12 protein-coding genes are annotated in these 14364 nt (G+C 59.1%); 6 read left to right on the forward strand and 6 right to left on the reverse strand.

Annotated elements, in window-relative coordinates; genetic code table 11:
- Positions 1-11: 11 nt before the first annotated feature.
- Positions 12-740, forward strand: coding sequence for a DUF4198 domain-containing protein (locus CKW31_RS16700; protein WP_095097225.1), 729 nt, complete (start codon positions 12-14; stop codon positions 738-740).
- A 156-nt stretch (positions 741-896) separates the two neighbouring features.
- On the opposite strand, the gene CKW31_RS16705 is transcribed toward CKW31_RS16700, so the two are convergent.
- The gene (locus CKW31_RS16705) at positions 897-2057 is read right to left on the reverse strand and encodes a DUF1624 domain-containing protein (protein ID WP_095097228.1); all 1161 of its coding nucleotides are present in this window, start codon (positions 2055-2057) and stop codon (positions 897-899) included.
- Positions 2058-2345: 288 nt separating this feature from the next.
- Between CKW31_RS16705 and CKW31_RS16710 the strand changes: the two genes are divergently transcribed.
- Entirely contained in the window at positions 2346-3383 is a 1038-nt protein-coding gene (locus CKW31_RS16710; RefSeq protein ID WP_095097231.1) for an ABC transporter substrate-binding protein, read from the forward strand.
- Between the two features lie 98 nt (positions 3384-3481).
- Here CKW31_RS16710 and CKW31_RS16715 read toward each other — a convergent pair whose 3' ends face one another.
- A complete protein-coding gene (locus CKW31_RS16715; RefSeq protein ID WP_087265182.1) occupies positions 3482-4237 on the reverse strand; it encodes an IclR family transcriptional regulator in 756 nt (251 codons plus the stop codon).
- Positions 4238-4323: 86 nt separating this feature from the next.
- Here CKW31_RS16715 and CKW31_RS16720 point away from each other — a divergent pair, with 86 nt between their 5' ends.
- Genes CKW31_RS16720 through CKW31_RS16730 form a run of 3 tightly spaced genes read left to right on the forward strand, consistent with a single transcriptional unit; the run spans position 4324 to position 8292 of the window.
- Positions 4324-5853 carry an MFS transporter gene (locus CKW31_RS16720; RefSeq protein WP_095097234.1) on the forward strand — a complete coding sequence of 510 codons (1530 nt, stop codon included), beginning with the start codon at positions 4324-4326 and terminating at the stop codon, positions 5851-5853.
- A complete protein-coding gene (locus CKW31_RS16725) occupies positions 5850-6881 on the forward strand; it encodes an HlyD family secretion protein (RefSeq protein ID WP_095097237.1) in 1032 nt (343 codons plus the stop codon). The genes CKW31_RS16720 and CKW31_RS16725 overlap by 4 nt, the downstream gene beginning before the upstream one ends.
- A 1-nt stretch (position 6882) precedes the next feature.
- Entirely contained in the window at positions 6883-8292 is a 1410-nt protein-coding gene (locus CKW31_RS16730) for an efflux transporter outer membrane subunit (RefSeq protein ID WP_095097240.1), read from the forward strand.
- 212 nt (positions 8293-8504) lie between these two features.
- Here the strand turns inward: CKW31_RS16730 and CKW31_RS16735 are convergent, their stop codons facing one another.
- The 4 genes from CKW31_RS16735 to CKW31_RS16750 all read right to left on the reverse strand — a co-directional run bounded on the left by CKW31_RS16735 (position 8505) and on the right by CKW31_RS16750 (position 11908).
- Positions 8505-8906: a biopolymer transporter ExbD gene (locus CKW31_RS16735; RefSeq protein ID WP_095097243.1), complete on the reverse strand. Its 402-nt coding sequence runs from the start codon at positions 8904-8906 to the stop codon at positions 8505-8507.
- 1 nt (position 8907) lies between these two features.
- Positions 8908-9633 carry a MotA/TolQ/ExbB proton channel family protein gene (locus tag CKW31_RS16740; RefSeq protein ID WP_095097246.1) on the reverse strand — a complete coding sequence of 242 codons (726 nt, stop codon included), beginning with the start codon at positions 9631-9633 and terminating at the stop codon, positions 8908-8910.
- 99 nt (positions 9634-9732) lie between these two features.
- Positions 9733-10551 carry an energy transducer TonB gene (locus CKW31_RS16745; RefSeq protein ID WP_095097249.1) on the reverse strand — a complete coding sequence of 273 codons (819 nt, stop codon included), beginning with the start codon at positions 10549-10551 and terminating at the stop codon, positions 9733-9735.
- Positions 10552-10861: 310 nt separating this feature from the next.
- Positions 10862-11908, reverse strand: a complete 1047-nt coding sequence (locus CKW31_RS16750; RefSeq protein ID WP_095097252.1) for a LacI family DNA-binding transcriptional regulator — start codon at positions 11906-11908, stop codon at positions 10862-10864.
- A gap of 216 nt (positions 11909-12124) precedes the next feature.
- On the opposite strand from CKW31_RS16750, the gene CKW31_RS16755 reads away from it, so the two are divergent.
- Positions 12125-14353: a TonB-dependent receptor gene (locus tag CKW31_RS16755; protein WP_095097256.1), complete on the forward strand. Its 2229-nt coding sequence runs from the start codon at positions 12125-12127 to the stop codon at positions 14351-14353.
- The last annotated feature ends 11 nt before the right edge of the window (positions 14354-14364 follow it).

Raw genomic sequence — 14364 nt, forward strand, 5'->3', positions numbered from 1 at the left:
AAGGACTTACCATGCACGCTAAAAAAACAATTCTGGCCCTGAGCCTGATAGGCGCCTTCACCGCACAACAGGCCAGTGCCCATGGCCTGTGGACGGAAGAACGTCGCGGCAACATCGAAGTGGTTTACGGCCATGGCGCCGAGGACAGCAAATTCAAAGCGGAAAAAGTCAGCGGCGCCTGGGCCTATGACATGAACGGAAAAATGATCCCGGTGACGGTCGAACGCCTTGCCGACCATGCCCGTCTGCAACCTTTGAGCAGGCCCGCGGTGATGTCCGTCGCGCTGAACAACGGCATGTGGTCACAGACTGCAGACAAGAAATGGACCAACGAAGGCCGCACGAAAGTCCCTGGTGCGGTCACGGCGCTAGAGACGTTCAAGTACAGCCTGGCGATTTATGAACCGGGAGTGAAACTGCCGCCACTGAAGCGTTTGCGGCTGGTCATCATGCCCCAGGCCGACCCGCTGAGTGTCGGGCCAGGCAAAGCGTTACCGGTGCAAGTGCTGCTGGATGGCAAGCCATTGGCGGGAATCAAACTGATCGGTGACTACCGCAGCCAGCCGGATGAGGTCAGCGCAACCACTGACGCCCAAGGCCGGGCCAGTGTCGTGGTACGTAACGAAGGCCTGAACATCATTGCAGCCGAGACTGTAGTGAAGGTCAGCGGCAACCCGGACATCGATGAGCAGGGGCTGTTTACTTCACTGACCTTTGTCGGTGAGCCGCATCACGAGTAACGGCTTGAGCTGAAATGCGATTTCATGTGGGAGCGGTGCTTGCCCGCGATAAGTCTAAACGCGGTTTCACATCAGACCGCGGTGCCTGTATCGCGGGCAAGCACCGCTCCCACAAGGAGAATGCATTCCCCTGTTGCACCCAGGTGTACCCAATACTCAAAAATACTTCAACCACGCAATATCCTTGCGCCGCGCCTTGAAGCTGGCGAACGCCTTGACGGCAGGAAACAATCCGACCGCCAGCAACACCGAGCACAGCCAAACCGCGCCCACCGAATCGAAGCCAAAGTAATTACCTTTGTTCGTGCCCCATATCGCCACGGCAATCAGGTACAGAATCTTCAGCACGTACAGGTGCAGCAGGTAGAAGAACATCGGTGCGGCACCGAACACCAGCAGCGGCTTGAACCACACGCGCCCTGCTGCCTTTTCGAACCAGACCAGCAACAACAGACCGATGCCCAGCGTCAGGCTGAGGAACAGCAGCGATGGCGGGTATTTGGTGATATTGAAGAAGCTCATCAGCGTCTGCACGCTGGTCTCACCGATGGACCACGGCTTCTCGCCGTAACCGTTTACCAGACGCAACAGGAAGAACAGCACCAGCAGACCTAAACCTGCCAGTGCGAGCCTGTTTTGACGCTGGCGCGCATCAGCTCCGGAAGCGAACCAAGGACCCGCCGCGTAACCCAGGGCAATCACACCAATCCACGGCAACAGCGGATAAGACGTGCGCAGACGCAAGCCATCCCAAGGCACCAGCCAACCGCGGTCATGCAGGATCGCCCACGGCACATACATTGCTGAGTCCTGGGTGAAGTGCAGCGTATCCAGCAGGTTATGCCCGGCAATGATTACCACACCGATCACCGCCAGCGCAGGTCTCGGCAGTTTTACCAGGATCGCCAACGCCACCATGCTCAAACCGATGGCCCAGATCACCTGCAGGTACACCGTGGTCGGCGGGAACTGGAAGGTCCAGGCGAAGTTGACCAGCGTGACTTCCAGAGCAATCAGGAACAGCCCGCGCTTGAACAGAAAGCCCGACACCTCTTTCGCACCGTAGCGTTCACCGTAGAGATAAGCCGACAGACCGGTCAGGAAGATGAACAGCGGCGCACACAGATGCGCCAGCGTGCGGCTGAAAAACAATTCAGGCGGCGTGGTGGTCACGTCCATCGGGTCCGAAACCTGGAGGTGCAGCAGGAAGGTTTCGCGAACATGGTCAAGCAACATGAACAGAATGATCAGGCCGCGCAACGCGTCGATCGATTGCAATCGAGTGGAAGCCAACGGCTTCAGAGAATGGGTCGTCATTGAAAAACTCATGGTGAGGGATTGATGCGAAAGCGGCTGCTATCCGTTCAAAACGAACGGCTGCGCAAAATCTTGAAAAAGCTGACAAATGTTATGTTATATCAACAGCCAACACAATTGACTGCGATGAGGCTATGCAGGATCTGCTCCAGAATGCGCAGCGTTGTGCGCAAACCAGCCAGTTAACAGCCATAACGTTATTCACTAATGTTATTTAAATATTTATTCTTATACCTATATCGTCTGCCTATCGCTCGCACATCCCTCTGTTAATCGCTGGAGCACGGCATGACAAACACCTCGACACGTCGCCCTCGAATTTCCCGTCTGGCCACCTCACTGGGCCTGGCGGCATCCCTGCTGACCGGCAGTCTCGCGATGCCGACCGCTGCCCAGGCGGAAGGTCAACTGCGCATCGCCGAACAGTTCGGCATCGTTTATCTGCTGCTCAATGTGGTGCGCGATCAGAACCTGATCGAAAAACACGGCAAGGCAGATGGCGTGGACATCAAGGTCGACTGGACGCAATTGTCGGGGGGCGCAGCGGTCAATGACGCACTGCTGACCGGCGCAGTAGATATTGCCGGTGCGGGAGTCGGGCCATTGCTGACCATCTGGGACCGGACCCACGGCAAGCAGAACGTCAAGGCCGTGGCTTCGCTGGGTAACTTCCCGTACTACCTGGTCAGCAACAATCCCAAGGTAAAAACCATCGCTGACTTCACCGAGAAAGATCGCATCGCGGTCCCGGCGGTGAGCGTTTCGGTGCAATCACGTTATCTGCAATACGCGTCCGCCAAACTGTGGGGCGATGCAGAATATGCGCGACTGGATAAATACACCGTCAGCCTGCCGCACCCCGACGCCGCGGCGAGCATCATTGCAGGTGGAACCGAGCTGACCGGTCACTTCTCCAACCCGCCGTTTCAGGAGCAGGAAGTCGCCGCCAAAGGCGTGCATGTGGTGCTCAACACCTACGACCTGCTGGGTCCGAATTCGCCGACACTGTTGTTCGCCACCGAGAAATTCCGCAACGAGAACCCGAAGACCTACAAGGCGTTCATCGAGGCACTGAGCGAAGCTGAAGACTTTATCCGCAAGGACAAAGGCGCTGCGGCAGACACTTACATCCGTGTCACCAAAGCAAAAATCGACCGGGATGCGCTGCTGAAAATCATCGACAACAAGGACTTCGAGTTCACCATCACGCCGAAGAACACCTACCCACTGGCTGAGTTCCTGCACCGCGTCGGCGCGATCAAGAACAAGCCTGAGTCGTGGAAGGACTACTTCTTCCAGGATGCCAAGCCGCTGCAGGGTAGCTGAGGGGTATACCTACCTGTAGGAGCTGCCGAAGGCTGCGATGGCGGTGTGTCAGGAACATCGCTTTCGCAGCCTTCGGCAGCTCCTACAGGGTCCTGCTCCTATTCAACACCCCGCAACCCACTCATCAACTCTTCCCGGCATTTCAGCAGCGCCTTCTCAATGCTCTCCCTGGCCTGGGCAATTCGCCAGGCCGGGCCGGCCACGTCAATCGAATAGAAGCCCTGCGGCGTCTGCAGACTCACGGCCACCGAAGCCACGCCTTGGGTGTGTTCTTCGTTGCCATAGGAAATCCCGGTTTTCCTGATGCTTTCCAACTGCTCGAGCAGCTCGGGCAATGTGAGGGTATTGGCCGTCAGCGGCTTGATCTTGCGGCCGATCAGTTTGACCACTGATTCATTGTCCATCCTGGCCAGCAAGGCTTTACCGCCACCAATGCCGTAGATGTTCAGAATGCCCCCCGGTCCGGAGGAAACCCTCAAGGAATGACTCGACACCACGGTGTGCAAAATCAATAGCTCAGCCCCCGCAGCACTGGCCAGCACAATGGTTTCGCCAGTCTCCGCCCCCAGCCTCTCAAGGTAGGGTCGCGCCTTCTGCACGATGTCCACATGGCTATGGGAAGCCAGACGCATCAACGCCGGCCCCAGACAGATTCCGCCTCGGCCGTGTACTTCCAGTAGCTCTTCCAGCGCCAGTGCATCGACCAACCGCTGCACCGTGGAACGAGGCAATTCACAACGCTTTGCGATTTCCCCAAGGCTCAAGCCGGCAGGCTCTCCTTCAAGGCTGCGCAGAATCGCTGCTGCCCGGGAAATAACCTGCACGCCACCGCGATCTGGATCCGTCGTTGTCATGGACACACCTTGTCATAAGTACCACTGATTGATACAGTGTACCGCCTTACAGTTAATAGCTGAAACACCCTCAGCAGGATTTTTACGTGTCAGCGCCTCCACCACCGCCCTCTCCCGCTCCCTTCACGCTCCGTCTGGCACTGGGTCTGATCGGTGTGCTGATTGCTGCGCTGACCTCGGGGATCAATGACCGCGTCACTGACATCACGCTGGCCGACATTCTAGGCATGTACGGTCTGGGACACGATGACGGCACCTGGGTCAGTTCGGTCTACGCTGCTGCCGAAGTCTCGGCCATGCTGCTCGCGCCCTGGTTTGCAGTGACCTTTTCCCTGCGTCGCTTCGCCATCGTCGCAACTTTCGCCTTCACGTTTTTTGGGGCAATCATCCCTTTCGCGCCCAATCTGGAAAGCCTGGTCACCCTGCGCGTATTGCAAGGCATCGCTGGCGGTGCGCTGCCGCCGTTGCTAATGACCGCCGCATTACGTTTTCTGCCATGGCATATCAAGTTGTACGGTTTGTCAGCCTATGCGCTGACGGCAACCTTCGGTCCTAACCTGGCGATGCCGCTGGCCGCATTGTGGACCGAAGGTGTCGACTGGCGCATGGTCTTCTGGCAGATCATCCCGTCCGGGCTGATCGGGGCGGCGCTGATTGCGTATGGATTGCCGCAAGATCCGTTGCGCCTGGAGCGCTTCAAACAGGCAGACTGGCGCGGAGCATTGCTGGGGGTCAGCGGCGTCACCATGCTGATCATCGCCCTGACGCAAGGCGAGCGCCTGGATTGGCTCAACTCACCACTGATCACCACGCTGCTGCTGGGTGCTGCGGTGTGTCTGCCCGCGTTTCTGATCAACGAATGGTTTCATCCGCTGCCGCTGTTCAAACTGCAATTGCTCAAGCGCCGCAACTTCAGTTACGGCCTGATCACCTTATGCCTGTTTCTCTTTGTCGGGCTGGCAGGCAGCGCAATTCCGGCGTCTTATCTGACCCAGATTCAAGGCTATCGCCCGCTGCAAACCATGCCGACCGCATTGATCATTGCCTTGCCGCAATTACTGATCGCGCCGCTGGTGGCACTGATGATCAACCGCAACTGGGTCGACTCGCGCTATGTGATTGCCTTCGGCCTCGGGTTGCTGGCCGTCGCCTGTCTGGGCGGCTCGCAGATCACCAGCGAATGGATTCGCGACGACTTCTACCTGCTGCAATTACTGCACACCTTCGGCCAACCCATGGTGGTGGTGCCGTTGCTGATGAACGCAACGGGGGTGATTCAACCCCTTGAAGGGCCCTTCGCCTCTTCGATGGTCAACACACTGCGCGGGCTGTTCTCGGTGATTGCCGGGGCCGCACTGGAAAACTTCGTCACCCATCGCGAGCACTACCATTCCAACGTATTGCTCGACGGTGTGGGGACAAGGCTGCAAGGCCTGGAGCCTCTGCACAGCGTTCAGAGCACCGCAGCGCTGGCCCGCCAAGTCAAGGAACAAGCCTACGTATTGAGTTTCAGCGATGCCTTCCTCGCATTGCTGGCCGTCATCGGCGTTTTGCTGGTCATTCTGCTGACCCTGCCCAAGCGCGCCTACCCACCGCAACCTCCGGTACCGTCATGAAACAGCACAGAACCGCCATTTCCCTGGCCTGCGTCGCCGTCGTCGTTTGCCTCGCTTACATCGGTTATCGCCTGATCAGCGGCGGCACCGTGCAACAGACCGACGATGCTTATATCCGCGCCGACTCGGTATTGGTGTCGCCGCGTCTTTCCGGGCAGATCAGCAAGATCGCCGTTGACGACAACCAGTGGGTCAAGGCTGGCGACCTGCTGGCTGAAATCGACAATGCCGATTACCGGGTCGCGCAGCTGTCGGCCAAGGCCAATGTTGAAGCGGCTGCGGCACAGATCCAGAACCTCAAGGCCAGTATCCAGCGTCAGGCTGCGGTCATTGATCAAGCCTCTGCAACCACACGCGCCACGGCGGCATCGCTCAAATTTGCCCAGGAAAACGCCAAGCGTTACCTGAACCTGTCCAACGCTGGAGCGGGTACTCAACAGGAACGCCAGAAGGCCGATGCCGAACTGCTGGGCTGGCAGGCCGCCCGTGATCGCGATGAAGCCTCGCGTGTCGCGGCGTCCAAGAGTCTCGACGTACTCAAGGCGCAGCTGGAAGTTGCCAAGGCAGCACTGGCCAAAGACGAGGCCGCCTTGCAACAGGCTGATCTGAATCAGTCCTATACGCGCATTACCGCGCCGCAAGACGGCATGGTAGGTCAGCGCTCGGTCCGCGTCGGCGCGTATGTTTCTCAGGGGCAAGCCTTGATGGCCATTGTTCCTTTGCAGGACGCCTTCGTGGTCGCCAACTTCCGCGAAACCCAACTGGCTCACATGCAGCCGCAACAGAAAGTCGAACTGAGCGTGGACAGCTTTCCTGACCACACCTTCAGCGGCTACATCGACAGTATTGCCCCGGCGACCGGAGTCTCGTTCTCGCCTATCGCGCCGGATAACGCGACCGGTAACTTCACCAAAGTGACCCAGCGTCTGCCGGTGAAAATCAGGTTCGATGCCGATCAGGCAGATCTGCAAAAGCTGCGGATCGGCATGTCGGTCGTGGCGCGAATCGATACCGCGCAGGAGCATTGAGATGAAACGTTGCCTCCTGTTCGCCGCTATGGTCAGCCTCGGTGCCTGCTCGGTCGGCCCTGATTTTCAACGCCCGCAAGCGCAGCTGCCGCAGACCTGGCAAGGTAGTGTGCGCCCCGGCGCTACGCCGGGCAGCCCTGCGGACAGCCAGTGGTGGCAGCAACTGGGCGACCCGCAATTGACCGCACTGGTGGAGCGCGCTGCCAAGGCTAATCTCGACGTGCGTGCTGCCAGTAATCGCCTGGAGCAAAGCCGGGTGATGCGTCAGGTCACCGGCAGCCAGCAATTGCCCGGCGTTGCTGCCAATGGCAGTTATCGCCGTGCGCGCAACAGCGCCGAAGGTCTCAATGATCCTTCCGGCGAACAAGGCCAGTCCCCGTTTGAACTGTGGAGCGCGACGCTGGATGCCAGTTGGGAGCTAGACCTCTGGGGCCATGTACGGCGCAACGTCGAAGCCGCCGATGCGGAAATCGAACTGACCCAGGCTCAGCGCGACGGCGTGCTGTTGAGCATCGCCGCCGAAACCGCCACCGATTACATTCGCCTGCGCGGCGTGCAGGCCAAGCTGGGCGTCGCGCGGCAGAACCTCGAGATCGCCAGACAGAGTCGGCAGTTGACGCAGGCTCGTTTCGACAATGGCGTGACCACCAATCTCGATACCTCCAACGCTGCTGCGCAAGTGGCGACCATCGAAGCGGTGATACCAACCCTGGGGGCCGAACAGGACCGCCTGATCAACGCCCTGAGCTACCTCCTCGCCGAGCCGCCTCGCGCACTCAGCACCGAGTTGCTCGAACCGAAAGGCATCCCTCATCCCGCACCGGATGTGCCCCTGGGCCTGCCCTCGGAACTGGCCCGGCGGCGGCCGGATATTCAGCAAAGCGAAGCTGCCCTGCACCGGGCCACTGCGGCAATCGGCGTGGCACAAGCTGACTTTTATCCACGGATCAGCCTGGGCGCGAGCTTCGGTACGCAAGCGCTGGACGGCTCGGATGTGGGGGCATGGAGTTCTCGTCAATGGACCTATGGCCCAAGTCTGTACCTGCCAATCTTTCAGGGCGGACGCCTGACCGGCACTTTGGAACTGCGCAAACGCCAGGAGCAGGAAGCAGCACTTAATTATCAGCGCGTCGTACTGGGTGCCTGGCATGAAGTCGATAACGCCATGACGGACTATGCCGCAGAGAAGCAGAAGCACACCGCCCTGCAGGAAGCCGTCAGCCAGAACAACATCGCCCTGAGCACCGCCCGGGATCGCTACACCCAGGGCGCGGCGGACTTCATCAACGTGCTGAATGTGCAGCGGGCGTTGCTGGATACCCAAAGTGCTCTGGTGGACAGCGCAACGGCGGCGGCGATTGATCGCATCAGACTGTACCGCGCGCTGGGTGGTGGTTGGCCGAAGGGTTAATGCGTCGGCGTGGGACCGGCTTTAGCCGGGAAAGCGATATTTCTGACGACACAAATTGAGCGGCTGTACTGGCCTCTTCCCGGCTAAAGCCGGTCCCACAAGGGGACTCCATTTCAATTCGAAATTGAGTTTGCATAAAAAAACAGGCTGCCCTCATGCCAAAGGAACAGCCTGTAAAAACAACGAAGTTTTTTGAGTAACGTTTCAGCCCATCACTTGGCAGTGATCACCGACAATTTGGTAATCCCCGCCCGCTCAATAGACGCCATGGCCCTGGCCACTTCCCCATAATTCACACCATCGTCAGCCTGCAATTGCACGCGTACGTCGGGGGCTTTTTCCTTGGCGGCCTTGAGGTTGGTTTCCAACAAGTCAGGCTGGATTTCGTCCTTGTTGATGAACAGCTTGCCCTGCCCGTCGATGCTCACCACCAGCGGGTCTTTCTGTTCCACCGGGGCGACCGATTCGGTCTTCGGCAAGTTGATCGGGATCGAATTGGTCAGCAGTGGCGCGGTGACGATGAACACCACCAGCAGCACCAGCATCACGTCCACCAGCGGCGTGACGTTGATCTCGCTCAGGACTTCATCGCTGTCTTGTGTGGAGAAAGCCATCTCAGGACGCCTCCTGCACTTTCTGGCCTACAGCGGGTGCGCCGTGCTTGTTCAGCACCGGATGCAACAGGACGCGGAACGAGTTCTTCTGGGCCAGGCTGTAAAAGTCGTGAGCAAAGTCATCCAGGTCAGCGGCAGTCAGTTTCAAGCGACGCAGGAAGTAGTTGTAAACCAGCACCGCAGGCACCGCGACCGCGATACCGACACCGGTGGCGACCAGTGCCGTGCCGATAGGGCCGGCAACGGTTTCAAGACTTGCCGAACCCGCCGCACTGATGCCTTTCAACGCCGACATGATGCCCCAGACCGTACCGAACAGACCGATAAACGGTGAAGTGCTGCCGATGCTGGCAACCACCGCCAGACCGGTTTCCAGCGAGCGGCGTTCACGCACGATTTGCTGACGCAGGGCACGCTCCAGACGGTCCTGATGATTGATCGCCTGGCTCAGGTCCGTGGCCTGCGCGCCATCCGGCACTTGGATGGCGGCATAACCGGCCAACGCCACACGGGCGGCTGCGCCTGGTTGTTCCTGAGCCAGTTGCGCGGCGGAATCAAGGCTCGATGCGGCCCAGAACTGCTTGTGGAATTTACGATCCTGATTCTTCAGGCGGGTGAACTGCACCCCTTTGAGCAGGGCCAGGCCCCAGGTCACAACGGAAAACAGGACCAGCAGCCAGATGACGGCGTGCTCGACGGATTCGAAAGGGGAAGCAAGTAGGTTCATGGCGCGGCTCTCTCTGAAAAAGGCATGTCTCAGAACAAGACAGGTTGTGTAGCGATGCGCCTTTTGTTCAGGTAGCTCGCAGATTCAAACGAATAAGGGTTAACGAATCTTGAAATCGATGGGCACGCTGACCCAGCCGTCCTGGGCAACATCGCCCTGCTTGGCCGGTACAAAGCTCCAGCGTTTAACCGCTGCCAGGGCCGCGTCGTCGAGTTGATCGCGTCCGCTGCTTTTCTGCAGTTGAATCTCACCCGGCTTGCCGCTGGCCAGTACATGCACACGCAACAACACTGTACCTTCCCAACCGCGACGCATGGCCAGTGCAGGGTATTCCGGGGCCGGGTTTTTCAGGTAACCGGCGTTGGCAGAGGCTGGCGTTACCGGCTTAGGTGCAGGTGGCGCGGGCGGCGCAGGTGCTGCAACCGGTTGCGGCGGCGCCGGTGGAGCTGGCGGTTGCTCAACGGGTTTCGCGACCGGCTTGGGCACAGGTTTTACAACCGGTTTGGGCTTTGGAATCGGCTTGGGCGGCGGCGGTTTGACCGCGAGTTCGTCTTCCACGGGCGGTGGTGGTTCCTCCACCACCGGCTGCACGATGGGCTCGGGCAGCGGCGGAGGCGTTTCTACCACTGGCGGCGCAGGCTGGGAAAACTCGATGGTCATCGGTGGAACTTCGGGTGGTGCGACCGGCAGCGGAGCAGGCGGATTCTGGTTGACCCAGTAAATGACCGCACCGTGCAACACCAGGGCGAACACCCCCAGCAAAACGGCTTCACGACGGCTCAAAATCCTTTTCGGCGTGCTGTGCAGACGCGACAGCGCCAAGGGACCGCGATAAACGCGCCCCAGATCGAGCAGCTCGCCGCCCGGTGCCGGTCGCCACAGCACATCGAGTGCGCCGGCGCTTTGGACATTGCCCATTGTGTGCTCCTGCAAAACCTTCAAATGAAAGCCCGAGCCAGAGCGGATGGCTCTGCGACGACGCTTGAGTTAAATAATCCACGAGACGATATATTTCTTAAAAGAATATTTTCTCAGATGGATATTCGTTAATTGCATAACACTCGATATCAAGTTGCGAATAGGCCTGCGGAAATGGAGATGCCACTGAATGGCGCATAACCTGTGGGAGCGGTGCTTGCCCGCGATACATGAGACGAAGCAGGAAGACATACCGCGTTATCGTTTATCGTCGGAATGCCGCCCAGACCAAGCACCGCTCCCACATGAATCACGTACTCTCCCGCTCAATCACTTCACACTTGAGCAGGTTCAAGCGCTGCAATTCCCCTTCCAGCCCAATCACGCCGAGACTCTGTAACAGCCGTGTGGCAGCCAGCACGCCGATCTCCAGCGCGGGTGGCTTGATGGTGCTCAAACTGGGCAACAGCATCTCGGCAAACGCGTAATCACCAAATCCCAGCACCGCACAATCCTGCGGAATACGCAGCCCGGCCCGCTGCCCTGCGAGCAGTCCGCCCGCAGCCAGGTTGTCGTTGGCAAACACAATCGCATCGGGTTTTTCAGCCGCGCTCATCAACACCTGCATCGCCTGTTTGCCCGCTTCGAACGGGGCTCGATCCGGGTCCGGTGCAAACAGGATCGGCGTCAGCCCCAGCTCGATCAGCGTCGCCGCGCAGCCGTCACGACGCTCAATGGCACTGAAGTCACCCGCAGCGCTGTTCTGCACAAAAGCAATCCTTCGGTAGCCCTTGCCGTGCAGGTAACGCGCAGCGGTGACACCCACCTCGTAGTGGGAAAAGCCGATCTGGATCGGCGCACGATCCGGCTGGTAATCCCAGGTTTCCACCAGCGGAATATCCGTGTCAGCCAGCATTTTCTCCGTGCCAGCGCTGTGAAAATGGCTGGTCACTACCAGTGCTGCAGGTGACCAACCGAGAAAGGCGCGAACAGCGTTTTCCTCCTGCTCGGCCGAGAAGTAACTCGACGCCAGCAGCAACTGATAACCGTGTCGTGTGAGGGTGTCGCTGAAACCTTGGATGGTGCTGGCAAAGATTGGCCCGGAGATGTTCGGCACCACCATGCCGACAATCCGCCCGCGCGCCGACGCCAGACCGCCGGCCACAAGATTGGGGACATACCCCAGCTCAGCCACCGCGGCCGCAATACGCTCGCGGTGCTCGTCAGACACCTGGTCCGGCTGATTGAAATAGCGCGAAACCGTCATCGTCGAGACGCCCACATGTCTCGCTACCGTATCCAGCGTGATACGCCCTGCTCCACGACGTTTACGCGGAGGGCTTTTCTGATCGCTCAAGGCTCGTGCCCTTCTAACAAAAAAGAATATAAAAGTAATTTTTGAGTATTGGACGATCTATCGCGTCCTTGCTGATACTGGCGATGTTAGCGCTAACGGAATGATCTTGTCAGCTACTCGCTTGAGCGAATGCCGCCGGAACACAGCCAACGCCTACATCAGGAGCAGTGACCGAAGAGTCACGGCAGTCAGGGCATCTTTCAAGCGAGCATAGACATGCAACACACCTCTGGGGACATCATCAAACCGGCGCGTCTGGCGCAAGCCATCGCTGCAGCACTGGCCTTGACTTCACTGCCAGGCATCGCCGCCGACGGCAGCACAACCAATACCGACGGCCAGACGGCGACCTTGCAGGCAGTGACCGTGACGGCCACCCGCCGTGAAGAATCGCTGCAGAAAGTACCGGTGGCGGTCTCTGTGGTCGATGGCGAACAGCTGGAACGCGATAACCGCAACGGCGTATCGAGCATCGTCCAGCAGATCCCCAGCCTGAACTTCCGGACCGGCACATCGAACAAAGACACCTCGTTGTTTGTCCGGGGTGTCGGCACCATTTCCACCTCACCCGGCGTGGAGCCGACGGTTGCGACGGTGGTTGATGGCGTGGTCTACGCAAGGCCTGGGCAGGCGACGCTGGACCTGCTCGATCTGGACCGCATCGAAGTGCTGCGCGGCCCGCAAGGCACGCTGTTCGGCAAGAACGCGTCGGCGGGCGTGCTTAACGTGATCAGCAAGGCGCCCACTGAGGAAACCCATGGTTACATCGATCAGTCGTACTACAGCGGCAACGAAAGCCGCACCCGTTTCGGCATCGGCGGCAGTCTGATTCCAGATACTCTCAAAGCCTCGGTCACGACCCTGTTCGGCAGCTATGACGGCAACGTCGATAACAAGACCAACGGTCAGGAAGTCAACGGTTACAACCGCAAGGGCGCGCGCGGCAAGCTGGAATTCACCCCCAACGATGACGTCAAACTGACGGTGATCGCCGACTACATGCAGTCTCACGATGACGCACCAAACGGCGTCGTCAGCTCAACGCTCAACCCGGCCTTTGCCAGAGCCCTCGCGCCGGTTCGCGCCAGCGACCATAACCGGGACATCGTCAGCGATTACCGCAGCCATGTTGAAGACATCAACAAAGGTCTTTCTGCCCAACTGGACTGGAATCTGGGTGACTACACCCTGACGTCGATCACCGCCTGGCGCGGCTGGAACAACACGCAGTGGCAGGACGGCGATCGCTTGTCGAACATCACGGCAGCATTCCCCGGCACTGAAGACAAAGGCGATCTGGACTTCAATCAGTACTCGCAGGAATTGCGCCTGGCTTCACCAAAAGGTCAGTTTCTGGAGTACGTTGGCGGCCTGTATTACATGCACGGCAAGGATGAAGAAACCTATCGCCGCACGCTGGTAATGCCAACCGCCAGCGCCGTGGGTGTCGCCGATTACGGGACGACCAGCGACAGCTACTCGGTGTTTGGCGAAAGCACCCTGAACTTCACTCCAGCTTTTCGCGGGATCGCCGGGTTACGCTGGACTCACGATGAACTTGAATACGATCACCGCAGATTATCGACCTCGCCTACCGCAGTGTCAGGCATCAACCCCGGCACCAGCAGTTCCGGTTCGGTAGATGAAGATGGCTGGTCCGGCCGTCTGGGTCTGCAATACGATCTCACCGACAACGTCATGACCTACCTGACCTACTCGCGCGGCTACAAAGGCCCGGCTTACAACGTGTTCTTCAACATGCAGCCGCGTGATACCGACGCGCTCAAACCGGAGACGTCCAATACCTGGGAACTGGGTGTCAAAGCCACCAGTTGGAACAATCGTCTGGTCACCAACCTGGCGGTATTCCACAGCGACTACGACAACTATCAGGCGAACTTCCTCGACACGGTGGCCGGCAGCGTGGTGACACGCTTGATCAATGCGGGCAGTGTTTCCACCGAAGGCGTGGAAGCCGACTTCGCCTTGCAAGCCACGCAAAACCTCAAGCTTTCCGGCGCAGTGGCCTACACCAAGGCTCGCATCGACACCTTCTCCTGCCCGGCGGGCGCGGCGGCATCGTGCAACGTCGACGGCAAAACCCTGCCCTTCTCCCCAGACTGGAAAAGCTACGTGCGGGCTGACTACAGCATCCCGCTGGACAACGGGCTGGATGTCGAGCTGGGCACTGATTACAGCTGGCAGAGCGAAGTGCAGTACGACATCACCCAAAACCCGAACACAGTACAAGGCGCTTACGGCATCTGGAACGCTAGCGTCGCACTGGCCGACTACAACAACGGTTGGCGCTTGGCGCTACTGGCCAAGAACCTGGCAGACAAGTCCTACTCCCCCGGCCTGGCCGCTACCGGCAACTACATCACCCGGGCGGTACCGCGTGATGACGAGCGGTATTTCGGGGTGCAGTTGCGTAAGGATTTTTGACCGCTGGAGCG

Origin of the sequence: Pseudomonas sp. Irchel 3A5, from assembly GCF_900187575.1 — a bacterium.
GTDB lineage: Bacteria > Pseudomonadota > Gammaproteobacteria > Pseudomonadales > Pseudomonadaceae > Aquipseudomonas > Aquipseudomonas folii.